Origin of the sequence: Methylobacterium sp. J-068 (assembly GCF_022829445.1) — a bacterium.
Taxonomy (GTDB): domain Bacteria; phylum Pseudomonadota; class Alphaproteobacteria; order Rhizobiales; family Beijerinckiaceae; genus Methylobacterium.
Map to the genome: position 1 here is coordinate 73,229 of NZ_JAKSXY010000106.1, position 23,507 is coordinate 96,735.

At 72.6% G+C, this 23,507-nt stretch carries 16 protein-coding genes; 13 read left to right on the forward strand and 3 right to left on the reverse strand.

From position 1 onward, the window contains the following. The first annotated feature begins 45 nt into the window (after positions 1–45). From MKK54_RS18460 to MKK54_RS18485, 6 genes are all read left to right on the forward strand, one after another. Positions 46–1,200 carry a D-alanyl-D-alanine carboxypeptidase family protein gene (locus MKK54_RS18460; RefSeq protein ID WP_244012897.1) on the forward strand — a complete coding sequence of 385 codons (1,155 nt, stop codon included), beginning with the start codon at positions 46–48 and terminating at the stop codon, positions 1,198–1,200. Continuing rightward, a complete protein-coding gene (tmk, locus tag MKK54_RS18465) occupies positions 1,197–1,955 on the forward strand; it encodes a dTMP kinase (protein WP_244012862.1) in 759 nt (252 codons plus the stop codon). Before MKK54_RS18460 ends, tmk begins: the two co-directional genes overlap by 4 nt. Then, positions 1,945–3,009 carry a DNA polymerase III subunit delta' gene (locus tag MKK54_RS18470; protein ID WP_244012864.1) on the forward strand — a complete coding sequence of 355 codons (1,065 nt, stop codon included), beginning with the start codon at positions 1,945–1,947 and terminating at the stop codon, positions 3,007–3,009. The genes tmk and MKK54_RS18470 overlap by 11 nt, the downstream gene beginning before the upstream one ends. Before the next feature lie 42 nt (positions 3,010–3,051). Then, the gene (gene metG / locus MKK54_RS18475; protein WP_244012866.1) at positions 3,052–4,656 is read left to right on the forward strand and encodes a methionine--tRNA ligase; all 1,605 of its coding nucleotides are present in this window, start codon (positions 3,052–3,054) and stop codon (positions 4,654–4,656) included. Between the two features lie 43 nt (positions 4,657–4,699). Beyond that, positions 4,700–5,479, forward strand: a complete 780-nt coding sequence (locus MKK54_RS18480; RefSeq protein ID WP_244012868.1) for a TatD family hydrolase — start codon at positions 4,700–4,702, stop codon at positions 5,477–5,479. 104 nt (positions 5,480–5,583) lie between these two features. Then, the gene (locus MKK54_RS18485; RefSeq protein ID WP_244012870.1) at positions 5,584–6,393 is read left to right on the forward strand and encodes an MBL fold metallo-hydrolase; all 810 of its coding nucleotides are present in this window, start codon (positions 5,584–5,586) and stop codon (positions 6,391–6,393) included. Between the two features lie 61 nt (positions 6,394–6,454). On the opposite strand, the gene MKK54_RS18490 is transcribed toward MKK54_RS18485, so the two are convergent. The 3 genes from MKK54_RS18490 to MKK54_RS18500 form a co-directional block, all read right to left on the reverse strand. Further along, positions 6,455–7,303, reverse strand: a complete 849-nt coding sequence (locus MKK54_RS18490; RefSeq protein WP_244012872.1) for an SGNH/GDSL hydrolase family protein — start codon at positions 7,301–7,303, stop codon at positions 6,455–6,457. Between the two features lie 387 nt (positions 7,304–7,690). Then, positions 7,691–9,046, reverse strand: coding sequence for a lysine N(6)-hydroxylase/L-ornithine N(5)-oxygenase family protein (locus tag MKK54_RS18495; protein WP_244012874.1), 1,356 nt, complete (start codon positions 9,044–9,046; stop codon positions 7,691–7,693). Further along, on the reverse strand, positions 9,043–10,041 hold the full coding sequence (locus tag MKK54_RS18500; RefSeq protein WP_244012876.1) for a GNAT family N-acetyltransferase: 999 nt from the start codon (positions 10,039–10,041) through the stop codon (positions 9,043–9,045). Before MKK54_RS18500 ends, MKK54_RS18495 begins: the two co-directional genes overlap by 4 nt. A 356-nt stretch (positions 10,042–10,397) precedes the next feature. Here MKK54_RS18500 and MKK54_RS18505 point away from each other — a divergent pair, with 356 nt between their 5' ends. The 7 genes from MKK54_RS18505 to MKK54_RS18535 all read left to right on the forward strand — a co-directional run. Next, positions 10,398–10,634, forward strand: a complete 237-nt coding sequence (locus tag MKK54_RS18505) for an MbtH family protein (protein WP_244012878.1) — start codon at positions 10,398–10,400, stop codon at positions 10,632–10,634. Then, positions 10,631–11,425 carry a thioesterase II family protein gene (locus MKK54_RS18510; RefSeq protein WP_244012880.1) on the forward strand — a complete coding sequence of 265 codons (795 nt, stop codon included), beginning with the start codon at positions 10,631–10,633 and terminating at the stop codon, positions 11,423–11,425. The genes MKK54_RS18505 and MKK54_RS18510 overlap by 4 nt, the downstream gene beginning before the upstream one ends. After that, positions 11,422–12,405, forward strand: coding sequence for a TauD/TfdA family dioxygenase (locus MKK54_RS18515; RefSeq protein WP_244012882.1), 984 nt, complete (start codon positions 11,422–11,424; stop codon positions 12,403–12,405). The genes MKK54_RS18510 and MKK54_RS18515 overlap by 4 nt, the downstream gene beginning before the upstream one ends. After that, the gene (locus MKK54_RS18520; RefSeq protein ID WP_244012884.1) at positions 12,405–14,105 is read left to right on the forward strand and encodes a cyclic peptide export ABC transporter; all 1,701 of its coding nucleotides are present in this window, start codon (positions 12,405–12,407) and stop codon (positions 14,103–14,105) included. Before MKK54_RS18515 ends, MKK54_RS18520 begins: the two co-directional genes overlap by 1 nt. After that, positions 14,102–18,574, forward strand: a complete 4,473-nt coding sequence (locus MKK54_RS18525) for a condensation domain-containing protein (RefSeq protein WP_244012886.1) — start codon at positions 14,102–14,104, stop codon at positions 18,572–18,574. Before MKK54_RS18520 ends, MKK54_RS18525 begins: the two co-directional genes overlap by 4 nt. Further along, complete coding sequence (locus MKK54_RS18530) at positions 18,571–21,711, forward strand: amino acid adenylation domain-containing protein (RefSeq protein WP_244012889.1); 3,141 nt, start codon at positions 18,571–18,573, stop codon at positions 21,709–21,711. The genes MKK54_RS18525 and MKK54_RS18530 overlap by 4 nt, the downstream gene beginning before the upstream one ends. Next, positions 21,708–23,507, forward strand: a 1,800-nt coding sequence (locus MKK54_RS18535) for a condensation domain-containing protein (RefSeq protein WP_244012891.1), incomplete at its 3' end; no start/stop codon positions are given. The genes MKK54_RS18530 and MKK54_RS18535, both read left to right, overlap by 4 nt.

A 23,507-nucleotide genomic window follows, 5' to 3' on the forward strand; every position in this document is an offset into this window, starting at 1 on the left:
CCGTTCCGGCGCAGGATCGTGCCGGGCGTCGTCCTCGCCTCCGCGATGGTCGTGCTGAGCCTCCTCGGGGGCGGCGCCGTCTCCCAGAGCTTTCAGACGGCCGCGCCGCACGCGATCCTGATCGATGCCGATTCCGGCTCGGTGCTGTTCGAGAAGGGGGCCGACGAGCTCTTCTCCCCGGCCAGCATGGCCAAGCTGATGACCACCGAGATCGTGTTCAACGAGATCCGGCAGGGCCGGCTGAACATGGATTCGGAGTTCCAGATCACCGAGGATGCCTGGCGCCGGGGCGGGGCGGGCGGCGGCGGCTCCTCGATGTTCGCCCAGCTCAACAGCCGCATCAAGCTGTCCGACCTCCTGCGCGGCCTCATCGTGCAATCGGGCAACGATGCCGCCATCGCCATCGGCGAGGGCATCGCCGGGTCGGAGGAGAATTTCGGGCGGATGATGACCGCGCGGGCGCGTGAGATCGGCCTGACGCGCTCGACCTTCCGCAACGCCACCGGCTACTCGGCGCCCGACCAGAAGGTCACCGCCCGCGACCTCGCCAAGCTCGCCCTGCACCTGATCGAGACCTATCCGGACCTCTACAAGATCTTCGCCGAGCGTGAATTCACCTGGAACAAGATCAAGCAGCAGAACCGCAATCCGCTGCTCACCCTCGATATCGGCGCCGACGGGCTCAAGACCGGCTATCTCGAGGAATCCGGCTACGGCCTCACGGGCTCGGCGGTGCAGAACGGCCAGCGCCTGATCATGGTGGTGAGCGGGCTGAAGACCGCCCGCGACCGGGCCTCGGAATCGCGCAAGCTGATGGAATGGGGCTTCCGCGCCTTCGAGCCGCGCCAGATCTTCGCCGCCGGCGAGAGCGTGGGAGAAGCCTCCGTCTACGGCGGCGCCAAGGGCGGCGTCCCGATGGTCGCGAGGAAGCCCGTGCGGGTGCTGCTGCCGCGCGGCTCGGGCGACCGGATCACCGCGAAGGCGATCTACCAGGGGCCCCTCGTCGCGCCCATCGAGCAGGGCCGCGAGATCGGCCGCCTGCGCATCACCCGCGGCGACACCCAGGCTCTCGACCAGCCGCTCTATGCCGGCGAGACGGTGGAGGCGGGCTCCATCCCGCAGCGGGCGCTCGACGCGACCTGGGAGGTCGGCACCGGCCTGTTCCGCAAGGCCTTCGAGAAGGCCGGCGCGAAGTCGTGACGGGAACGACGGCGAGCGGACCGGAGCCGGGCACCTTCATCACCTTCGAGGGCGGGGAGGGGGCCGGCAAGTCGACGCAGATCCGGCGCCTCGCCGCGCATCTGCGGGTCTGCTCCGGCCGCCCCGTGGTGACGACGCGCGAGCCCGGCGGCTCGCCCCGGGCCGAGGCCATCCGCGAGGCGCTGCTCTCGGGGCTGGCGAAGCCCCACGGCCCCTTCGCCGAGGCGCTGCTGTTCTCCGCCGCCCGGATCGACCATCTCGACACCCTCATCCGCCCGGCGCTCGCGCGGGGCGAGATCGTGCTCTGCGATCGCTTCGCGGATTCGACGCGGGCCTATCAGGGCGCGGCCGGCGGCCTCGACCCGGCCGTGCTGGCGAGCCTGGAGGACGTCGTCGTCGGGCCGACCCGTCCCGACCTGACCCTGATCCTCGATTGCGATCCGGAACTCGGGCTCGCCCGCGCGCGCGCGCGGCAGTCGGCAGCGAAGGCGGCGGCGGATGTGGCGGAGAAGGCGGGGACGGACGAGGGGCCCGACCGCTTCGAGGCGGAAGCCCTGGCCTTCCACGCGCGCCTGCGCGCGGCCTTCCTCGCCATCGGGGCGGCGGAGCCGGGGCGCTGCGCGGTGATCGACGCGGCCCTGCCGGCGGACGCGGTGGAGGCGGCGATCCGCGCCGCCGCCGCGGAGCGCCTGCCCCAGCTCTTCCGGGGCGAGTCCGGGTCCGGCCCTGAGACGGAGCACGGCGATGCGGCCTGAGCGCGCGCCCGAGGATATCGAGCCGGGAGACATCCCCGAAGTTCCGCGCCCGCGCGAGCAGGCCGACCTCGTCGGCCACGCGGAGGCGGAGGCCGCCTTCTCGGAATCCATCGCCTCCGGCCGCCTGCACCATGCCTGGCTGATCGGGGGCCCGCGCGGCATCGGCAAGGCGACCCTGGCCTACCGGGTCGCCCGCTGGCTCATCGCCAATCCGACCGCGCAAGGGGCCCCCGCGAGCCTCGCCGTCGATCCCGGCCACCCGGCGGCGCGCCAGGTCGCGGCCCTGTCGCATCCCAACCTCGTGGCCCTGCGCCGGACCCGCGCGGCCAACGCCAAGACCCTGGCGACCAAGATCTCGGTCGATGCCGCCCGCAACGCCCTCGCGCTCTTCGGCTCCACGGCGGGCAGCGCGGGCGGATACCGCATCTGCATCGTCGACAGCGCGGAGGACCTCAACGCCAACAGCGCCAACGCGCTGCTCAAGATGGTGGAGGAGCCCCCGCCGCGCTGCCTGTTCCTCATCGTCAGCCACGCGCCGGGGCGGCTCCTGCCCACCATCCGCTCGCGCTGCCGGGCCCTGACCCTGCGGCCGCTCGCGGAAGCCGACGTCGCCCGCGTGATCGGCCGGTTCGTCCCGCCCTTCGTCCAGCCGGACAGGGAGGCGCTCGCCCGCGCGGCCCGCCTCGCGGAGGGCTCGGTCGCGGGCGCCGTGGCGATGCTCGATCCCGCCACGGCCAATCTCGTGGCCGAGGTCGAGACCCTGCTGACCCGCCTCGACCACCCCGACTGGCGCCGCATCCTCGCGCTCGCCGACAAGCTCAGCGGGCGCGAATCCGACGAATTGTTCGCCGCCAGCCTCGACACGGTGTTCCGCTTCGTCTCGGCCGAACTCGACCGGCGCCGGCACGAGCCGCCCGCCCGCCTTGCGGCCCTGGTCGAGGTGTGTGACAAGATCGCCCGCGCCGCGCGGGAGGCCGCGACCTACAATCTCGATCGCCGGCCGCTGGTCCTGTCCCTGTTCGGTGACCTCGCGGGTGCGCTCCGCGCCGCCTGACGCGGCATGGTATCCTGTGATCCTGTGCCGTCCTGTGATCCCATGAACCGCGTATCCGGGGAACCCTTCGACGTGACCGCGACCGACCCGGCAGCCGACAAGACCTTCAGCCTCTCCACCGCGATCTCCTATCCCAACGGCGCGCCGCATATCGGCCATGCCTACGAGGTGATCGCCACGGACGCGATCGCGCGCTTCAAGCGGATCGACGGCTACGACGTGCTGTTCTCCACCGGCACCGACGAGCACGGCGTCAAGATCCAGCAGACCGCCGCCAGGGCCGGCATTAGCCCCCGCGAACTCGTGGACGACATGTCCGCGCGCTTCCGCGCCATGGCCGAGGCGCTGGATTGCAGCCACGACCGCTTCATCCGCACCACCGAGCCCGCGCATTACGCCGCCGCCCAGGAACTCTGGCGCCGGATGGAGGCCAACGGCGACATCTACCTGTCGAAATACGCCGGCTGGTACTCGGTGCGCGACGAGGCCTACTACGCCGAGGACGAGACCGAGACGGCGCCGGACGGGACCCGGCGCTCGCGCGAGACCGGCACGCCGCTGACCTGGATGGAGGAGGAGAATTTCCTTTTCCGTCTCTCCGCCTATCAGGACCGGCTGCTCGCCCTCTACGAGGCGCAGCCCGACTTCATCGGCCCCGAGACCCGGCGCAACGAGGTGGCGAGCTTCGTGCGCTCCGGCCTGAAGGACTTCTCCATCAGCCGCACCAACTTCGACTGGGGCGTGCCGGTGCCCGGCCATCCCGACCACGTCATGTACGTCTGGGTCGACGCGCTGACCAACTACCTCAGCGTCACGGGCTTTCCCGACGCGGCCGATCCGCGAAGCCGGTTCTGGCCGATGGACCTGCACGTCATCGGCAAGGACATCGTGCGCTTCCACGCGGTGTACTGGCCGGCCTTCCTGCTCTCGGCGGGCCTGCCGCTGCCGCGCCGCGTCTTCGGCCACGGCTTCCTGCTCTCGAAGGGCGAGAAGATGTCGAAGTCCCTCGGCAACGTCGTCGACCCGATGGACCTGATCGGCACCTACGGCGTCGACGCGGTCCGCCACTTCGTGCTGCGCGAGGTGCCCTTCGGCGGCGACGGCAATTACAGCCACGAGGCGATCATCACCCGCTACACGGCGGACCTCTCGAACGGGCTCGGCAACCTCGCCCAGCGCTCGCTCTCGATGATCGCCAAGAACCTTTCGGGGACGGTTCCCGAGCACGGCGACTTCACCGAGGACGACCGCGCCCTGCTGGCCCTGGCCGATGCCCTGCCGGGCACCGTGCGCGACGCCATGGACCGGCTCGCGCTCCACACCGCGCTCGCCGAGATCTGGGCCGTGGTGACGGCCTCCGACCGCTACTTCGACGCGCAGAAGCCCTGGGTGCTGCGCAAATCCGATCCGGCGCGGATGGCGGCCTCGCTCTACGTCGTGGCCGAGACCCTGCGGGCCATCGGCATCCTGGTGCAGCCCTTCATGCCGGGCTCGGCCGCCAGACTCCTCGACCTGCTGGCCGTGCCGGCGGACCGGCGCCGCCTCGCCGATGTGGGGGAGGGGGGCCGCCTCGTCCCCGGCACGGCGCTCCCCGCCCCCGCCGGCCTGTTCCCGCGCTTCGTCGAGCCCGAGGCGCCGTCCGCCTGAGCGACGGCACCTCCCTCATCAGAACGGTTTCCCGAGCCTCGTCATGCTGGTCGACAGCCATTGCCACCTCGATTTTCCGAACTTCTCGGAGGATCTGCCCAACGTGATCGCCCGGGCTCGGGCCGCCGGCGTGACCCGGATGCTCACGATCTCCACGCGGGTCGCCAAGGCCCGGACCTACGAGGCCCTGTCGGAGGCCAACCCCGAGATCTGGCACACCATCGGCACCCATCCGGACGGGGCGGGGGACGAGCCCGACGTGCCGACCGAGGCCATCGTGGCGCGCGCCCGTCACCCGCGCTGCGTCGGCATCGGCGAGGCGGGCCTCGATTTCCACTACGACAACGCCGCCCCCGAGGCGGTGCAGGAGCGGGTCTTCCGGCGCCACATCGCGGCCGCCCGGGAGACCGGCCTGCCGCTCGTCATTCATTCCCGCGACGCGGATGCGGAGATGGAGGCGATCCTCGTCGACGAGATGGCGCGCGGGCCGTTCACGGCCGTCCTGCACTGCTTCTCGTCCGGCGCGCGCCTCGCCGCGGTGGGCGTCGAGCTCGGCCTGTCCGTGTCCTTCTCCGGCATCGTCACCTTCCGGCGCTCGCACGAGCTCCGCGCGATCGCGCAGAGCGTCCCGCGCGACCGCATCCTGGTGGAGACCGACGCGCCCTTCCTGGCGCCCGAGCCGCATCGCGGCCGCACCAACGAGCCGGCCTATACGGCGGACACCGCCCGCTCCCTGGCCCAGACCCTCGACATGGCGTTTTCGGACTTCGCCGCGCTGACCACGGCCAATTTCCACCGCCTGTTCCACAAGGCCGCGGGATGAGCGGGCAGGGGGCCTCGACGACGACGTCGGGTGACGCGGATGTGGGGTGACGAAGGCGTGACAGCCGCGGGGTCCCTCCGATACCAACGAGGGCGGAGGTGCCGATGGGTGCATTGACTGTGACGATCCTCGGCTGCGGCTCGTCGGGGGGCGTGCCCCGCGTCGGCTACGGCTGGGGCGCGTGCGATCCGGGCGAGCCGAAGAACCGGCGCCGGCGCTGCTCGCTCCTGGTGGAGCGTCACGACGAGCCGGGCGCGCCCGCCACCACCCTCCTCGTCGACACCGCGCCCGACCTGCGCGAGCAGCTGCTGGGACACTCCGTCCAGCGCCTCGACGCGATCCTGTTCACCCATGCCCATGCCGACCACACCCACGGCATCGACGACGTGCGGGCGCTGGTCATCCATATGCGCCAGCGCATCCCGGTCTTCGCCGATGCCCGGACCCGGAACCTGCTGGAGGCGCGCTTCGGCTACTGCTTCGAGACGCCGCCCGGCAGCGAGTACCCGCCGATCCTCGACATGAACGACCTGCGGGACGGGGAGCGGACGGAGGTGGAGGGCCCGGGCGGGACCCTGTCGGCCCTGCCCTTCGGCCTGGAGCACGGCAACGAGGCGGCGCTCGGCTTCCGCTTCGGTCCGGTGGCCTACGCGCCCGATGTCAGCCTGATGCCGGAGGCGGCCCAGGCGCGCCTGCACGACCTCGACCTGCTGATCATCGACGCCCTGCGGGAAACCCCGCACCCGACCCACTATTCGGTCTCGGACGCCCTGGCGCTGATCGAGACGCTGCGCCCGCGCCGCGCCATCCTGACGAACCTGCACACGGATCTCGACTACGCGACGCTGAGCGCCAAGCTGCCGCCGAACGTGGTGCCGGCCCATGACGGCCTGAGCGTCACGCTGGACCTCTAGGCATCGGGGGATCCTTGGGCATCCGGGAGGAGGGCGGTTCCGCGCCCCGCCTCCCCGGCCGCTAGTTCTGGGTGCCGGCGTCCTGCGGCAGCCCGGCATTGGCGAGGAGCTGCGCGGTCGCGGCGCGGGCGAGGCGATCGTAGCCCGCATCGGTCATGTGGAGCCCGTCGGGGCCGATCATCTGGGTGGGCGTCAGCAGCCCCTGCGCGGCCCAGGCCCGCATCATCGCGTTGCGCCGGATCACCGGCACGTTGAGCTCGCTGGCGATGGCGTGCAGGGCGGCGCCGTAGCGCTCGGCCCCATCGGTGGTCGACAGCTTCTTGCACCATTGCTGGTCCATCAGCACCACGTCGGCCCCGGTCGCCCGCATGGCCTGGATGCCGGCGCGGGTCAGTTCGGCGAAGCGCTCGACGCTGACCCCGCTCATCGGGTCGTTGCTGCCGGTCTGCCAGATGACGAGGTCGGGCTTGTCGGCGAGCACGTCGCGCTCCAGGCGACGGGCCATCGCCTCGGAATCGTCGCCGCCCTTGCCGCGGTTCACGACCGTGACGGAGGAATGGTCGGCCCCGATCAGGCTCAGTCGCGCCGTGAGGTCCCGCTGGAGCTGGGCCGGGTAGGTCGTGGCCGGCGAGGAAGCGCCGGAGCCCTCGGTCGAGGACGAGCCGAAGGCCACGATGCGGATGGGGTTGCCCTTGGCGATGAGGCTGGCGAGCCGGGGCAGGCGGGCGAGCGCCCGGCGCGGGATGGCGGCCCGGGTGACGGTGCCGGACTTGCCACTCTCGAGGGAACTGGTGCCCGCCGCCTTGGCGGCCTCCATCGCGGCATCCGGGGCCGATTGCACCAGGGCCACGCGCTCCGGCTCCGCCCGAGCCTGCATTCCGGTGGCGAACGCAATGGACCCGAATGCCATCACGGCAAGGATCGAGGTTGCGGTGGGGCGCGCAAAAATCGACATCGCGTTCGCTTCGGGAGAGAGCTGATTCGAGCGGGCCTCCGCTCCGACAGCGCCCGTATCTTGTATTATGGGGAAAAATTATGACGTCGGCGAGAGGGGCGGCACGGATTAAGGCGCGAGGGTGACCCTCATCCGGGTTTTGCCCGGAACTCACGCCCCGATCCGTCGCGAACGCCGTGAAGATCGGGTATCGGGAAAGGGTGAATCCAGGCTGATCGAGGTCCCCTCACCCCGATCCCGACCGATCAAGTTCCATAATATATCTTATGCGAATATCGTTCGGGGTGCGCAGGAGGGCGAAAAGAGCGACCACCGGGGTTCGGCCGCCCTCTCCTTCCGGCGTTACAAGGAGACGCCATGACTCATCGAGGTCAGCCCGCGCGACCGCGCGTCGGCATTCCTGAACAGGCTGTCTACGATGTCCTGGGAACGGGTTGCGACGACGGACAGTAGCGTATCGCTGAGACCGTGCGAGAATTCCGAATATCCTTGAAGGTAGATGCCGGGCGCGAAACCCGGCACGGTCGGTGCCTTGTAGTCGCGCTCCACCGTATCGCCCGTGCGGTAGGCTGCGATGGGATCGAGAAAGGGCGCGTGCGCGCTGCGATCGTAGCCCGTCGCCAGGATGACACAGGCGTAGGTGCCAACCGCGTCGGTCGCGGAGAAGCGGTCGTGGGTCGCGAGGACGATCCCATCGCGCGCGCTGGCGACACCGACGATCTCGTGACGCGGGCGCAGGCGCAGGCGCTCGAGGCCGCCGATCTTCTGCTGGTAGAGGATCGCGTAGAGGGCGGCGAGAAGGTCGGCGTCGACGACGGCGTAGTTGGTGTTGCGGAAGGTCCGCACGATGGCGTCGCGCCGCTCCTCCGGCTGGGCGTAGACGAAGTCGGTGTAGGCGGGATTGAAGATCTCGTTGACGAAGGGCGAGGAATCCGAAGGCTTCAGGGCGTGGCCCCGGAAGACGAGGTCGATGCACAGGCGCGGGAACCGCGCGTGCAGGTCGTGGCTGATCTCGGCCGCGCTCTGGCCTCCGCCCACCACCGCGACGCGGGCGCCCTCGGCGTCGAGGCCGAGCGCTGCCCGGTCGGTCGAGACGCGGTCGAGATAGGCGCTGGAATGGAACACGCGGCCGTCCCGGGCGGCCTGCCCGAACACCTCCGGCACATGGGCGGTGCCGCCCGCCGCGACCACGAGGTTGCGGGTCCGGCGCTCGACGATGTCCCCGCTCGCGTCCCGGGTCGAGACCCGCAGCACCTCCACCCTGCCGTCCACTGCCGGCTCCGGCTCGACGGCCAGCACGGTCTCTCCGTAAGCGCAGCGGTCGGCGAAGCGGTCGGCCACCCAGCGCAGGTAGTCGTTGAACTCGACCCGGCTCGGATAGAACGTCCGGAGGTTGATGAAGTCCTGGAGCCGGCCCTGGCCGTGCAGGTAGTTGACGAAGGTCAGCGGGCTCGTCGGATCGCGCAGGGTCACGAGGTCCTTGAGAAAGCAGATCTGCATGTCGCTGCCCGGCAGCAGCATGCCGCCATGCCAGGTGAAGCCCGCCTGCCGCTCGAGGAAGCGATAGCGAAAGCCGGCCCCGGTCCGGCGGGCGCGCTCGTCGAGGGCGATGGCCAGGGCGAGATTCGAGGGTCCGAACCCGACCCCGAGCAGGTCGTAGGGGGGCAGGTCGCGGGGGGGAGCGTTGCCCGGGGTCATTCCGGTGCCGGCATCCGCAAATCGGCGGGCAGCCAGAGGCGGTCGCCGAAGAAGCGCTCGCGCAGGAGCATCACCAGCGCCGCGCGCTTGTGCGGAAAATCGAAGGTCGAGAGGCGGGCGAACCCCGAGGTCTCGAGGTTCCGGATCTGCCGGACATGCGAGGCGGCCGGCTCGCCGACGATGCGCTGCGTGCGCGGATCGTCGAGGAACAGGTAGTGCATGAGGGAGGGCAGCCAGGCGCCGATGTAGTCGCGCCCGGAAAAGCGCTCCTCGCCCACTAGAACGTGCCAGCCACGGTCGTAATCCCACGCGTCGTAGAACGGCGCCAAGCGGTTCTCCTTGGCCCAGTAGATCTCGAAATACGCGAAGGCCTCTCCGTCGAAACTGCCGACGAGCGGCAGCATGTGCGGATCGGCGATGAGGTCGTCCAGATAGCGACGGTGCTTGTCGAGGTCGCCCTCCTCCCCCCAGAAGGCGGCGATCCGGGGATCGTTCATCCAGCGGTGGAGGCGGTCGAGGTCGTCCGCGAGGGTGGCCGCCCGCAGGGAAAAAGTCCGGCCGAGGCGCGGCAGGTAGCGGGCGTAGACCGTGCCCTGGGGCTTGGGCGGGCGGCGCGGATGCCGGCGTCCATGACTGAGGACGGGAACCTGCGGGAAGGGCGCGTGGCGCGCGGCGAGCCAGGGGTCGGGCCGCTGCATCGCCTGGGCCGCCAGGGCATGGAGCGTGCCGCCCTCCCCCAGCAGGAGTCCCTCGCGCAGGAGGGCCTGGACCACGGGGTCGGCGGCCCGTCCGGCGAGATCGACGCGCAGGCGCTCGTGCTCGGGATGCCAGCCGAACGCCGCCTCGAGGCCGGCGGCGAAGGCCGGCACGGCGAGGGCAGCGGATGCGAGGGGCGTGGCGAGTTCGAGCGTGCCGGCATCCGGCGCGAATCGCAGGACGAGGCGCTCGGCCTCGCCCTCGCGGACCGCGAGGCGGGATTCGTTCCGTACCGTCACGAGGGACGGTCCGGGGACGGCCTGATGGGATGGGAAGCGCATGTCCACTCGCGTCAGGTCTCCTCGTGTCCAAGGAGAAAATTCCACCATATTCAGCGCCTTGGAGAGCGAATCCGAGCCCCTGCTCCGGATTCCCCAGGCGTTGAGTTGAAGTACATATCGCCTATTGGCGGTTATTATCAAGTTGATACGCAGATTTTATCTATTCTAATTTCTAAGAAAGAGATTATATTCGTTCCAATTTTTCTGAATACGCTCAAGATCGTTTGATCAGCCGAGCACATTGCCCTAGATATGCTGCCATCAGACGGATCGGCGCCGGAAATAGCGTCGGCAACTTGGGCGGATGGCAGACCATGGCCTTCGATCGGGAAGACACGCGGTTCTACGTCGTCGTGAACGAAGAGGAGCAATATTCCATCTGGCCGAGCTATCGCCCGGTTCCGGCGGGGTGGTCGCCCCTCGGCGAGCCGCGCCCCAAGGCGGAATGCCTCGCGCGAATCGACGAACTCTGGACCGACATGCGCCCCTTGAGCCTGCGCCGGCAAATGGAGGCGCAGGCTCGGGGCGAGGCGTCGGCGACGCAGTCATGACGGAGGCCGAGACCGTGCGGCTCCTGTGCCTGCCCTATTCGGGGGCGAGCGCGGCGATCTACGGGCGCTGGCGCCGATCCCTGCCCGACGGCATCGACGTGATCCCGGTGGAATTGCCGGGCCGCGGCGCCCGCATGGCCGAGGCACTCTTCACCGATCCGCACCGCCTCGCCGCCCGGCTCGCGGACGAGATCGAGGGGCACGTGATCGAGGAGCACGTGACGGGTCCGGGCGCCCCACCCTACGCCGTGTTCGGGCACAGCCTCGGCGCCCTCCTGGCCTTCGAACTCGTCCACGCCCTGATCGCCCGGGGCGCCCCGGCACCCCGGGTGCTGTTCGTCTCCGGCTCCGAGGCCCCGGCGCTGCGCGACGACGCGACGTTCCGGCGCGCCCGCAGCGACGCGGACCTGATCGATCTGTTGCGGACCCGCAGCGGGACCCCGGAGGAGGCCCTGGCGGATGCCGAGCTGATGGCCCTCGTGCTGCCGGTCCTCCGGGCCGACTTCCTCATGTGCGGGGCCTATGTCCACCGCGCGCGGTCGCCCCTGCCCTGCCCGATCCAGGCGCTCGGCGGGCGGCAGGACACGGTGACCCGCGCCGGCCTCGAAGCCTGGAGCCGGGAGACGCTGGCGGGCTTCGACCTCGCCCTGTTCGAGGGCGGCCACTTCTTCATCCACGAGCACCGGGGCGCCGTGCTCGACTGCATCGGGCGCCGGATCTCTGCACCGCTGCATGGCCCCATGCGCGCCCCAGGGCGCCGAGACGCGACGACGGAGGGAGCCCCCGCATGACGAACATCGCGATTCGCCCGCTCCGCGCGGACGGCCCCCTGCCGCTCCTCGTGACGCCGGCCGACGGGCAGACCCCGGATCTCATCGAAGCCCTGCCGGCGATCCGCGCGGCGGCGGACACGCATCTCCACGCGGCCGGCGGCCTGCTCCTGCGCGGATTCGGCCTCGGCGGCGCCGACGCGTTCCGGAGCTTCGCGGCCGGCTTCGGCCACGACCTCCTCACCTACGAGTTCGGCTCGACGCCGCGTACGCAGATCACCCAAGGGGTCTACACCTCGACGGAGTACCCGCCCCACCAGCACATCCCCCTGCACAACGAGCAGGCCTATGCCCGCGACTGGCCGATGAAGATCTGGTTCTATTGCGAGCTGGCGGCGCCCGAGGGCGGCGAGACGCCCATCGCCGACAGCCGCGCCATCCACCGGGCCATGCCCGAGGCCATCCGCGACCGCTTCGCCGGCGCCGGCCTCATGTACGTGCGCAACTACGGCAACGACCTCGACGTCGCGTGGGAGCAGGTGTTCGGCACCGAGGACCGGGCCGTGGTCGAGGCCTACTGCGCCGGCCATGGCATCACCTGCGAGTGGAAGCCGGATGGCGCGTTGCGCACGCGCCAGATCTGCCAGGGCGTCGCCACGCACCCGGTGACCGGGGAAGCGCTCTGGTTCAACCAGGCCCACCTGTTCCACGTCTCGAACCTCGAACCCGAGGTCCGCGCCACCCTCCTCGAACTCGTCGACGAGCCGGACCTGCCGCGCAACGTCTATTACGGCGACGGCTCACCCATTCCGGACGCCGACCTCGCCACCGTGCGCGAGGTCCTCGACGCCCACACCATCACGTTCCCCTGGGAATCGGGCGACGTGGTGATGCTCGACAACATGCTGACGGCCCATGCGCGCACGCCGTTCCGGGGACCGCGCAAGGTCGTGGTCGCCATGGCGGAGGCCGGCGGCCAAGCCTCGGGCCACCCCGCCTGATGGGGGCCGATTCCGTGGCCCTTGGTGCCCGCGCCGGGGCGCGCCTGCCCGGCGTCGCGTCGGGCGAAGGCGAGGGCGGATTCTCCGTCTGGCCGGCGATGATCCGCGCCCTGCGCGGGCGCCTCGCCCTGGCGAGTCTGGCCAGCCTCGTCGGAGGTGGGGCGAGCACCGGGCTCGTCGTCCTGATCAACCAGGCCCTGCACGCGCCCGATCCGGCCGAGGCGGGACGCCTGGCCGTGTTCGCCGCCACATCCGTGGCGGCGGCGGGGGGCCTCGTCGTCTCGCGCGCCCTCTTCGCCGATCTCGGCCAGCGCAGTCTTGCGGATCTCCGCCGCGCCATCGCCGAACGCGTCCAGGCCGCGCCCTTCGGCCGCCTGGAGGCCGTGGGCAGCGCCCGGATCCAGGCCCTGGTGGCCGAGGATTCCAACCAGATCGCCAACCTGCTGGTGGCCCTGCCGATCCTCGTCACCAACGGGGTGATCGTGGTGTCGACCCTGGCCTACCTCGCCATCCTGTCCGTGCCCCTGTTCCTCGCCTCCCTGGTGGTCATCGGCCTGGGTGCCGCGGGCTACTCGGTCTGTTACGGGCGGGTCGGCACCCATCTGGCGCAGGCCGGGCGCGAGCAGGACCAATTGTTCCAGCACTTCCTCGCCCTCGGCGCGGGAGCCAAGGAACTCCGGCTCAACCGGGGCAAGGCCCGGCGCTTCCTCGACGAGATCCTGGCGCGGGCGGTGGATGGCCTGGCCCATCACCGCAGCCGGGGCCTCGCGATCCTCGCCGTGGCGGGCGGCTGGGGCCGCCTGCTGTTCCTGGCCCTCATCGGGATGACGCTGTTCCTGCCCCTGGGCGGTGCGCGCGATCCGGCCGTGACCACCGGCTACGTCGTCGCCTTCCTTTATCTAATGGGGCCCCTGGAGGCCGTGCTGAGCACGATGCCCCTCATCGGCATGGCCCGGGTCGGCGCGGCCCGCATCGCCGCAACCTTCGCCGATCTCCCGCCCGAACCGACGGGCGTCGTCGGCCAGGCATCGCGCACCGCGACCGTGACCCTCGCGGGCCTGACCCACCGCATGCGCGACGCCGGGACCGGCGATAGCTTCGTCCTCGGCCCCGTCGACCTCGTCCTGAGCCCCGGCCAGACGACGTTCCTCGTCGGCGGCAACGGCTGCGGCAAGACCACCCTCGCCAAGGTCGTGGCCGGCCTCTACGCGCCGGAGGCCGGCAGCCTCGCCCTCGACGGACACCCCGTCACCGAGGCGGGCCGCGCCGCCTTCCGCCAGCACGTCTCGGCGGTGTTCTCGGATTTCCACCTGTTCGAGACCCTGCTGGAGACCCCCTCCCCGGACCTCGACGCGCGGGCGCGGGCCTGGCTCGCCCTGCTCGGCCTCGACGGCCGCGTCACCGTGCGGGACGGCCGCTTCTCCACCCGCGACCTCTCCACCGGCCAGCGCAAGCGCCTCGCCCTCGTCGCCGCCTGCCTCGAAGACCGCCCGGTGATGATCTTCGACGAGTGGGCCGCCGACCAGGACCCGGCCTTCCGGGCGGTGTTCTACGACACGATCCTCCCGGAACTGCGGGCGCGCGGCAAGACCCTCCTGGTGATCACCCACGACGACCGCTACTTCGACCGCGCCGATCAGTTGGTGAAGCTCGATCGCGGCACCATCGTCGGACGCGACCGCGCGGAGGCGGCGCGATGAGCCGCCTCGACGCCCGCGATGCTCTGGCGGGGGCCGGCCTCGTCGCGATCCTTCGCCACCGCGCGACCGTCTCGCCGGAGGCCACGGCCGTGACCTTCCTGGCCGACGGCTCCGGGGAGGCGACGCGCCTCGACTATGCCGGCCTCGACCGGCGCGCCCGCGCCGTCGCCGTCCGCCTCCGGGGCGCCGCCGCGCCGGGCGAACGTGCCCTCATCGCCCTGCCGAGCGGCCTCGACTACGTGGCGGCGTTCTTCGGCTGCCTCTATGCCGGCATCGTCGCGGTCCCGTCGCATCCGCCGGAATCGCCGCACCCGCATCACCGGGCGCGCCTCGCGCTGATGATCGCCGACATGGCGCCCCGCCACGCCCTCACCGACCGGGCGAATCTCGAGGGCATCGCCGCCGCCTGCGCGGGGCAGGACGATGTGCGCATCACCTGCCTGGACGATTTCGACTGGGCGGGGGACCCGGACTGGCTGCCGGAGGACGCCGCGCCCGAATCCCTGGCGCTGCTGCAATACACCTCCGGCTCGACGGCGAATCCGAAGGGCGTCGAGATCGCCCACGCCAACATCGCGGCCAATTCGCAGATGATCCGCGAGGCCCTCGGGGTCGGTCCCGACGACGTGTTCGTCTCCTGGCTGCCGCTCTTCCACGATATGGGCCTCATCGTCGGCCTCATCCAACCCATCGTGGCGGGCGTGCCCCTCGTCCTCATGAGCCCCCTGCGGTTCCTCGCCCGCCCGACGAGCTGGCTGGAGGCGATCCGCGACCACGGCGGCACCATCAGCGGCGGCCCGGACTTCGCCTACCGCCTGTGCTGCGACCGGATCGGCCCGGCCGCCCTCGCCCGCCTCGACCTCGCCCGCTGGCGGGTCGCCTATAGCGGGGCCGAACCGATCCGGGCCGGCACCCTCGCGCGCTTTTCCGAGACCTTCGCGCCGGCCGGCCTGCGCGCCACCACCCTGCATCCGGGCTACGGCCTCGCGGAAGCGACCCTGGTGGTGACGAGCAAGCCACACGGTCACCCCCATCACGCCGTCGCGGTCTCGATCCCGGACCTCGGGCGCCACCGCCTCGTGCCGGCCTCGGATGGGCAGGTGCTGGTGAGCAGCGGCCGGCCCCTGCGCCCGGAGGGCCTGCGGATCGTCGATCCCGAGACCCGGGAGCCCTGTCCCGACGGGTCCGTCGGCGAGATCTGGCTGTCCGGCGCCAGCGTCGCCCGGGGCTACTGGCGCAATCCGGAGGCGACGGCCCGCAGCTTCGCGCCGTGGCGCGGTGCGATCTGGCTGCGCACGGGCGATCTCGGCGCCCTGCGCGACGGCGAGCTGTTCGTGACCGGCCGGCTCAAGGATCTCGTCATACTGCGCGGCCACAACGTCTATCCGCAGGATGTCGAACTCGCCCTGGAGGCGGGCGTCGCGGCCCTGCGCGCCGGCCGGGTCGCGGTCTTCGCCGTCGAGACTCCGGACGGCGAGGGCCTCGGCGTCGCCGCCGAGATCGGCCGGGGCGCCCTGGCCCGGGCCGAGAGCGTCGTCGCCGGGATCGAGACCGTCCTGGCCGAGGGCTGGCGCGAACCCGCCGCCCTCGTCGCCCTGCTGGCGCCGGGCACGCTGCCCCGGACCACGAGCGGCAAGCTCCGGCGTTCGGCCTGCCGCGACGGCCTCGCGTCGGGCGACCTTGTCCCCCTTCACCGCACCGATCGCCCGGCCTCGGCGCATCGTCCCCCTTCGACCCCCGAGACCGGAACGGAAACGCGCCTCGCCGCGATCTTCGCCGATCTCCTCGCCATCGAGCCCGGCGCGATCCGGCGCGGCGACACCTTCCTCGGCCTCGGCGGCCATTCCCTCCTGGCGCTGCGCGCCGTGGAGCGCATCCGGGGGGCGTTCGGCGTCGACGTGAGCCTGCGCGACCTGTTCGCCCCCCTGACCCTGGCCGATCTCGCCGCCCGCCTCGAAGCCGGCCCGCCGGCCGAAACCCCGACCCGCGCGCTTCCGCCCATCGCACCCGCGCCGGAGGGCGCCGACAGCCCGTCGCTCGCCCAGCAGCGCCTCTGGCTCGCCGAGCACCTCGGCGACGCCGCCGAGCGCAGCGCCTACAACATGACCGGTCAGGTCGTGTTCGACGGCCCCCTGTCGCACGCCGCCCTCGGCGAGGCCCTGCGCAGCACGATCCGCAGGCACGCGATCCTGCGCACCGCCTATCGCCAGGACGAGGACGGGTTGCCCCGCGCCCGGATCGCGGACGCCGTCGCCCTCGACCTGCCGCTGACCGACCTCTCTGGCCTGCCGCCGGCCGAGCGCGCCGCGCGCCTCGCCGAGGCCGAGGCCGCGGAGGCCCGCACGCCCTTCGACCTCACCCGCGCGCCGCTCCTGCGCGCCCGGCTGATGCGGCTGTCCGAGACCGAGCACCGCCTCGTCGTCGTCCTCCATCACCTCGTCGGCGATGGCTGGTCCGTCGGCCTCCTCCTCACCGATCTCGGCGCCGGCTACCGCGCCGCCACCGGGCTCGCGCCCCCGCCCACCCCCTTGCCCGTCCAGTACCGGGACTACGCCCACTGGCAGCGCGCGGTGGTGGCCGAACGGGGCGCGTCCGAGGCCGCGTTCTGGCGCGATCACCTCGCCGGCACCCCCCCGGTCCTGCCCCTGCCCACCGATGCGCCGCGCCCGCCGATCCGCTCGCAGGAGGGGGCCAGCCTGCGGGTCACCCTGCCGGGCGCCCTCGTCGAGGGATTGTCGCGCCTCGGCCGGGCGCACGGGGCCTCGCCGTTCATGGTCCTGCTCGCGGGCTTCGAGGCCCTGCTCGCGCGCGCCACCGGCGCCGGACGCTTCGTCGTCGGCACCGACGTCGCCGGCCGGCCCCGGCCGGAACTCGCCGGGCTCATCGGCTTCTTCGTCAACGTCCTGCCCCTGCGGGCGCGGATCGAGGCGGACGACACCTTCGCGCGCCTGCTCGGGCGGGTCCGCGACGACACCCTGGCGGCGTTCGACCACGCCCTCCTGCCCTTCGACGGCATCGTCGAGGCGGTCGGCACCCCGCGCGACCGCAGCCGTCCGCCCCTCGTCCAGGCCCTGTTCGTGATGCAGACGGCGCCGCCCGGCGCCTTCGGCGTCGCGGGCCTCACGGCGCGGCCGATCCCCGCCGCCGCCCACGGCTCGAAGTTCGAGATGGCCCTGTTCCTCGACGCTCCCGCCCCCGATGGCGTCATCGCCGCCGAGTGGGTGTTCGCGCGCACGCTGTTCCGCCCGGAGCGGATCGCCCGCCTCGCCGCCGCCTACGCCGCCCTGCTCGAACGGGCGCTGGCGTCGCCCGACGCCCCCCTCTGCGCCGCCCCGCTCCCGCCCCTGGAGGATACCGTCATGTCCAGTCCCGTCAGCACGTCGAGCCCCGCCCCGTCCGCCGACGCGGCGCGCGACCGCCTCGGGTCCAAGCTCGACAAGCTCAAGGGTCTCGGCGCCCCGCGTCCGCCCACCTCGGGGCCGCGCGAGCCGGCGCGCCTGTCCACGCTCCGGCCCGGGGCGGCCTTCCCCCTCGTCGTCGAGCCGCTCTCGGCGGACGTCGATGCGGTGGCCTGGGCGTCGCGCGAGCGCGACTGGGTCGAGGCCAAGGTGCGCATCCATGCGGGCCTGCTGTTCCGCGGCTTCGGCCTGACCGCGCCGCAGGAGTTCGAGGCCTTCGCCGAGGCCCTGCATCCCGGCCTCTACGGCGGCTACGGCGACCTGCCCAAGAACGAGGGCGGCACCAACACCTACCGCTCGACGCCCTACCCCGAGCGGGAGATGATCCTCTACCACAACGAGAGTTCCCACCTGCCGGCCTGGCCGCGCAAGCAGTGGTTCTTCTGCCAGGAGCCGTCGCCCGTTGGCGGGGCCACCCCCATCGTCGATGGCCGCGAACTCCATCGCCGCCTGCCGCGGGAGCTGGCGGAGCGCTTCGCGCGCCTCGGCCTCCTCTACGTCCGCACCTTCACCGAGCGCTTCGACGTCGATTGGCGCCGGTTCTTCCACACGGACGACCGCACCGTCGTCGAGGCGCGCTGCCGGGCCGAGGGCGTCGACTTCACCTGGATCGGCGAGAACGAGCTGCAGACCCGCACCCGCTGCCCGGCGGTGATCACCCACCCGATCACCGGCGAGACCGCGTTCTTCAACCAGGTCCAGCTGCACCACACACGCTGCCTCGACCCGGAGGTGCGCGCCGACCTCCTCGGCCTCGTCGGCCCCGAACGGATGCCCCGCGACGTGCGCTACGGCGACGGCAGCCCCATCGAGGATGCGGTGATGGACGAGATCGGCCGTCTCTACGAGGCCTGCGCCGTGCGCTTCGACTGGCGGGTCGGCGACGTGGTGATGCTCGACAACATGCTCGCCGCCCATGCCCGCGACCCCTACGAGGGTCCGCGCCGGATCGTCGTCGCCATGGGCGACATGGTCGCGCGGGAAGCCCTTCCGGAGGTCGCCGCCCGATGAGCGCCGCGATCCACGCCGACACCCGCGAACCGGAAGCTGGTGACGCGGACAGCTGGCCCCTCGGCCCCGAGCAGCGCGCCCGCCTGCGGGCGGACGGGACCGCGCCGGTCCTGACCCTGGAGATGAGCCTGCCGCGGCCCGTCGATGGGGAACGCCTGCGCCGGAGCCTCGACGCCGTGGCGGCGGCCCACGACAGCCTGCGCACCGCCTTCGCCACCGCGCCGGGTTATCGCGGCCTGCGCCAGAGCCGGGTGGACGCACCCGCAGGGATGTCCCTCGCCGGCGGGACCCTCGACCCCGCGCGGGGCCGGACCCTCGTCGCGTCCCTGCGGCCCGAGACCGGCCGCCTCGTTCTCGACGTGGACGGACTCGCGGCCGATCGCGGCAGCCTCGCCCGCCTCGCCGCGCAGATCGCCGAGGCCTACGCGGCCGACGTGCCGCTCCGGTCGGAGGCGGAGGCCGTCACCTACGCGCACTTCATCGCCTGGCGCGACGCGGTCGCCGCCGACGACCCGAACGGCGAGGCCGCGGCCTATTGGCGCGAGCATGCCGGGGCCGGGGCCGCCCCCCTGCGCCTGCCCTATCGCCGCCCGGCCGGACGCGCTGCGTCCGACCCCCCGATCCGCGAAACCCGCTTCCTCGAATCGTCCCGCGCCGATCGGCTCACCTCGGCCCTCGCCCGCCCGGACCTCCAGCCCTCGGGCGCCGAGGCCGTGCTCCAGGCGGCGTGGTGGCTGCTCCTCGGCCGCATCGCCGGGCGCACGACCTTCGTCGCCGGCTGGCGCCACGACTGCCGCCGCGATTACGAAGTTTTCACCGAGACCCTCGGCGTGTTCGAGAAGATCCTGCCCCTCGGCCTCGCCTTCGATGCGCGGGTCAGCGTCGCCGATCTCGCCGCCGACCTCGCGCAGCGCCTCGACGCCCATCGCGGCTTCCAGGAGCACTGGCCCGTCGATGCCCCCGGCCGCGCCGATCACCGCGTCGTCGGCTTCGCCCTCGCACCGGCGCCGCGCCCCGGCGCCGGGGCGCCGCCCGACGACATCCGTGGGCCTTCCGACTTCGAACTGTGCCTGGAGGCGACCCTCGCGGCCGACGGCCGGCTCGTCGCCCTGGCCCTCGAGGCCGATGGCGCGCTCTACGACAATGCGGCTCTCGCCCTCCTCCTCGACCAGTACGAGACGCTCCTCGCCCACCTGCCCGACCACGCCGCGACGGCCTTCCCGGACGTTCCGGTCATCGGCACGGCCGAGCGCGCCCGCCTCCTGGCCTTCGGCCGGCCCGGCCCCGATCCCCGGCCGGCGGTGTCCTTGCCCGAGCGCGTCGCCCGCCACGCCCGCGACATCCCGGCCGCACCCGCCCTCACGGGCGGCGACGGCACCCTGACCTATGCCGAACTGGAGGACCGGGTCGCGGCCCTCGGCGCCTGGCTCGCTGGCCGAGGCGTGGCCCCCGAAGCCGTCGTCGCCCTCGACATGGCGCGCTCCGTCGATCTCGTCGTCGCCATCCTGGCGGTCTGGCGGGCGGGCGGCGCCTATCTGCCCCTCGACCCGTCCTGGCCCCCGGCGCGGCGGCGGCACCTCGCGGATCTGGCCGGCGCCGTCCTGACCTTGAGCGACACCGAGGCGCGGCCGGAGGCGGGTGTCCACCACCTCGGTGACGTCCTCGACGCCCTCGGCCCCGAACGCCGCCCGTTCGAGGCCGGAGCGGCCCTCGACCGGATGGCCTGCCTCCTCTTCACCTCGGGGTCGACGGGCACGCCCAAGGGCGTCGTCATCGAGCATGCCCAGATCGCCGCCTACACGCCGGCCGTCAGCGACGCCCTCGGCCTCGAACGGGTCCGGCGCTTCGGCCTGACCTCGACAGTGGCGGCCGATCTCGGCAACACGATGCTGTTCGCCGCCCTGCATCGGGGTGCCTGCCTCGCCGTCGCCGACGCGGCCGACATGGCGGACGGCCCGGCCTTCCTCGCCTTCCTGCGCCGTCAGGCCGTCGACGGCGTCAAGCTGGTGCCGTCCCACCTCGCCGCCCTCCTCGACGAGGCGGCCCCGCCCGAGGACGATACCGGGCTCCTGCCCGGAACCCTGATCCTCGGCGGCGAGGCGACGCCGCCCGCCTTCCTCGATCGCCTGCGCGCCCTGGCGCCGGCGACGCGGATCGCCAACCATTACGGGCCGACCGAGGCCTGCGTCGGCGTTCTCGTCCACGCGGTCGATGGCGACGCGGCCGACGAGAGCCCGCCCCTCACCCGCGTGCTGGCGGGGAGCGAAGCCTACATCCTCGATGCACGCGGCGACCTCGTGCCGACGGGCGCGGAGGGCATCCTGCATCTCGGCGGCGCCCAGCTCTGCCGAGGGTACCTGCCGGGAACCGCCGGGGCGGACGCCGCCTTCGTCGCCAACCCGTTCGGGCCGGGACGGCTCTACCGGACCGGCGACCGGGCGCGCTACCGCCCGTCCGGCGGCCTCGTCCTCGCCGGCCGGGCCGACGAGCAGGTCAAGGTGCGCGGCTTCCGCATCGAGCCCGGCGAGGTCGCCGCCGTCCTCGCCGGCCTCGACGGGGTGCGTCAGGCGGCCGTGCGCGCCTGGCCGGCGCCTGACGGCACCGTGCGTCTCGCCGCCTACGTGGTGGCCGGGGCGGACGCGACGACCGACATGCTCGCGGCGGCGCTGGCCGAGCGTTTGCCGGGTCCGATGCGGCCCATGGCCATCGTCGGGCTCGATGCCCTGCCGCGCCTGCCCAACGGCAAGATCGACCGCACCGCCCTGCCGGAGCCCGCCTGGACCGGCGGCTTCGCGCGGATCGAACCGCGCACGGCCCTGGAGGCGGTCCTGGCCGACGCCATGGCCGACCTCCTCGGCCGGCCGGGCACCATCGGCGCCACGGACGACTTCTTCGAGGCGGGCGGACATTCCCTCTTGGTGATCAAGCTCGTCGCCCGCATCCGCAAGCAGCTGCGCGTCGAGGTGCCCCCCGGCATCGTCTTCGACGCCCGCAGCCCCGAAGCCCTGGCCCGGGCCCTCGGCCGCTACGCCGCACCGGAACGGCTGGAGGAGACGGCGCAACTGCGCCGCGAGCTCGCCGCCCTGAGCGAGGCGGAGCGCGCCGCCCTCCTGGATCCCCACGAGGCCACCGCATGACGACGGGTGTCTCACCGGACCGCCGCGCCGCCCTCGCCCGCCTCCTGCGGGAGGATGCCGACACGACCGACGCCATCCCGCGCCGTTCACCGGGCGCGTCCGCCCCCCTCTCGGCGGCGCAGCAGCGCCTGTGGTTCCTGCAGTGCTACGAGCCGGACAGCGCGGCCTACAATTCCGTGCGCGCCTTCCGGCTGACGGGCGACCTCGACGCACGCGCCCTGGAGGCCGCCTTCCGGCGCCTGATCGCGCGCCACGACGTCCTGCGCACGGTCATCGCGGAGGAGGACGGCACGCCGGTGCAGCGCGCCCTGCCACAGGTCGACTTCGCCCTCGCGTCCCTCGATGGGGAAGCCCCCCTGCGCGACCGGCTCCTGGCCTTCGGCCGCCGGCCCTTCGATCTCACCCGGGCGCCGCCCCTGCGGGTCGGCCTCGCGCACGAGCCCGACGGCAGCCACGCTCTCCTCGTCGTCGTCCATCACATCGCCGCCGACGCCTGGTCGCATGGCCGGCTCCTCGGCGACCTCGCGCAGGCCTACCGCGCGGCCCTGGCCGACGGCGAAGGGTGCCCATTGCCCGCCCCGAGCCTCGCCTACGCGGATTTCGCGGCCTGGCAGCGCGCGCGCTTCGATGGCGCGGAAGGCCGGGCGACCCTGGAGCGCTGGTCGCGCTACCTCGGGGAATCGGTGCCGGTCCTCGCCCTGCCCGTGGACCATCCCCGGACGGCGCGCGCCGACAGGCCCGGCGGCCGGGTCGATTTCACCCTGCCCGACGCCCTGTGCCGGACCATCACCGATCTCTGCCAGAACCGGGGTCTCACGCCGTTCGTGGTGCTTCTGGCCGCGTGGCAGATCCTGCTCGGGCGCCTGAGCGGCCAGACCGATTTCGCCGTCGGCGTCCCCAACGCCGCGCGCAACCGGCCGGAGCTGCACGACCTCGTCGGCTTCTTCGTCAACACCCAGGTCTATCGTGTCCGCCTCGATCCGCAGGTGCGCTTCCTCGACCTGTGCGACCGCCTGCGCGGCGAAGCCCTGGCCTTCCTGGCCGATGCCGATGTCCCGTTCGAGCGCCTGATCGCCGAGGCCGACATCGTCCGCGATCTCCAGCACACGCCGGTGTTCCAGGCCGCATTCAACCTGCGTCCGGCCCGCGACGGCGCCGCCCTGGCCCTGGACGGTCTCACCGCCGCCCGCCTCGACTTCGACATCGGGAGCGCCAAGTTCGACCTGACCCTGGACCTCGCGGTGTCGGCCGCCGGCATCGACGGCCAGATCGAGTACGATGCCGGCCTCATCGACGCCGCCACGGCCGCGCGCTGGCGCGACCATTTCGTGACCCTGCTGGTAGGCCTCGTGGCCGCCCCCGAGCGCCCGATCCAGGCCGTGTCCCTGCTGGCGCCGCAGGATGTGGCGGAACTCTCCCGGTTCAACGCCACGGCGCAGAGCTTCCCGCCGGCCGCCACGGTGCTGGAGCGCATCGCCGCGCAGGCCCGGGCCGCGCCCGGGGCCATCGCCGTGGTCGATGACCGCGAACGCCTGACCCGCTCTGATCTCGACGCCCGCGCGGCCCGCCTCGCCCGACGCCTCGCCCGGGCCGGGGCCGGACCCGACACCCTCGTCGGCCTCGCCCTGGAGCGCTCCTGCGACCTTCTCGTCGCGACCCTCGCCATCCTCAAGGCCGGCGCCGCCTTCCTGCCCCTGGTCCCCGACCTGCCTCGCCCTCGCCTGGACGAGATGGTCCGCGACAGTGGCCTGCGCCTCCTCGTCACCACCACGGCCCTGGCCGCCGCCTGGCCCGGC

Coding starts and splice junctions, on each gene's coding strand:
- MKK54_RS18460 (WP_244012897.1), top strand. CDS start 46: ATGGTCGTGCTGAGCCTCCTCGGGGGCGGCGCCGTCTCCCAGAGCTTT.
- MKK54_RS18470 (WP_244012864.1), top strand. CDS start 1,945: ATGCGGCCTGAGCGCGCGCCCGAGGATATCGAGCCGGGAGACATCCCC.
- metG (WP_244012866.1), top strand. CDS start 3,052: ATGAACCGCGTATCCGGGGAACCCTTCGACGTGACCGCGACCGACCCG.
- MKK54_RS18480 (WP_244012868.1), top strand. CDS start 4,700: ATGCTGGTCGACAGCCATTGCCACCTCGATTTTCCGAACTTCTCGGAG.
- MKK54_RS18485 (WP_244012870.1), top strand. CDS start 5,584: ATGGGTGCATTGACTGTGACGATCCTCGGCTGCGGCTCGTCGGGGGGC.
- MKK54_RS18490 (WP_244012872.1), bottom strand. CDS start 7,303: ATGGCATTCGGGTCCATTGCGTTCGCCACCGGAATGCAGGCTCGGGCG.
- MKK54_RS18495 (WP_244012874.1), bottom strand. CDS start 9,046: ATGACCCCGGGCAACGCTCCCCCCCGCGACCTGCCCCCCTACGACCTG.
- MKK54_RS18505 (WP_244012878.1), top strand. CDS start 10,398: ATGGCCTTCGATCGGGAAGACACGCGGTTCTACGTCGTCGTGAACGAA.
- MKK54_RS18510 (WP_244012880.1), top strand. CDS start 10,631: ATGACGGAGGCCGAGACCGTGCGGCTCCTGTGCCTGCCCTATTCGGGG.
- MKK54_RS18515 (WP_244012882.1), top strand. CDS start 11,422: ATGACGAACATCGCGATTCGCCCGCTCCGCGCGGACGGCCCCCTGCCG.
- MKK54_RS18520 (WP_244012884.1), top strand. CDS start 12,405: ATGGGGGCCGATTCCGTGGCCCTTGGTGCCCGCGCCGGGGCGCGCCTG.
- MKK54_RS18525 (WP_244012886.1), top strand. CDS start 14,102: ATGAGCCGCCTCGACGCCCGCGATGCTCTGGCGGGGGCCGGCCTCGTC.
- MKK54_RS18530 (WP_244012889.1), top strand. CDS start 18,571: ATGAGCGCCGCGATCCACGCCGACACCCGCGAACCGGAAGCTGGTGAC.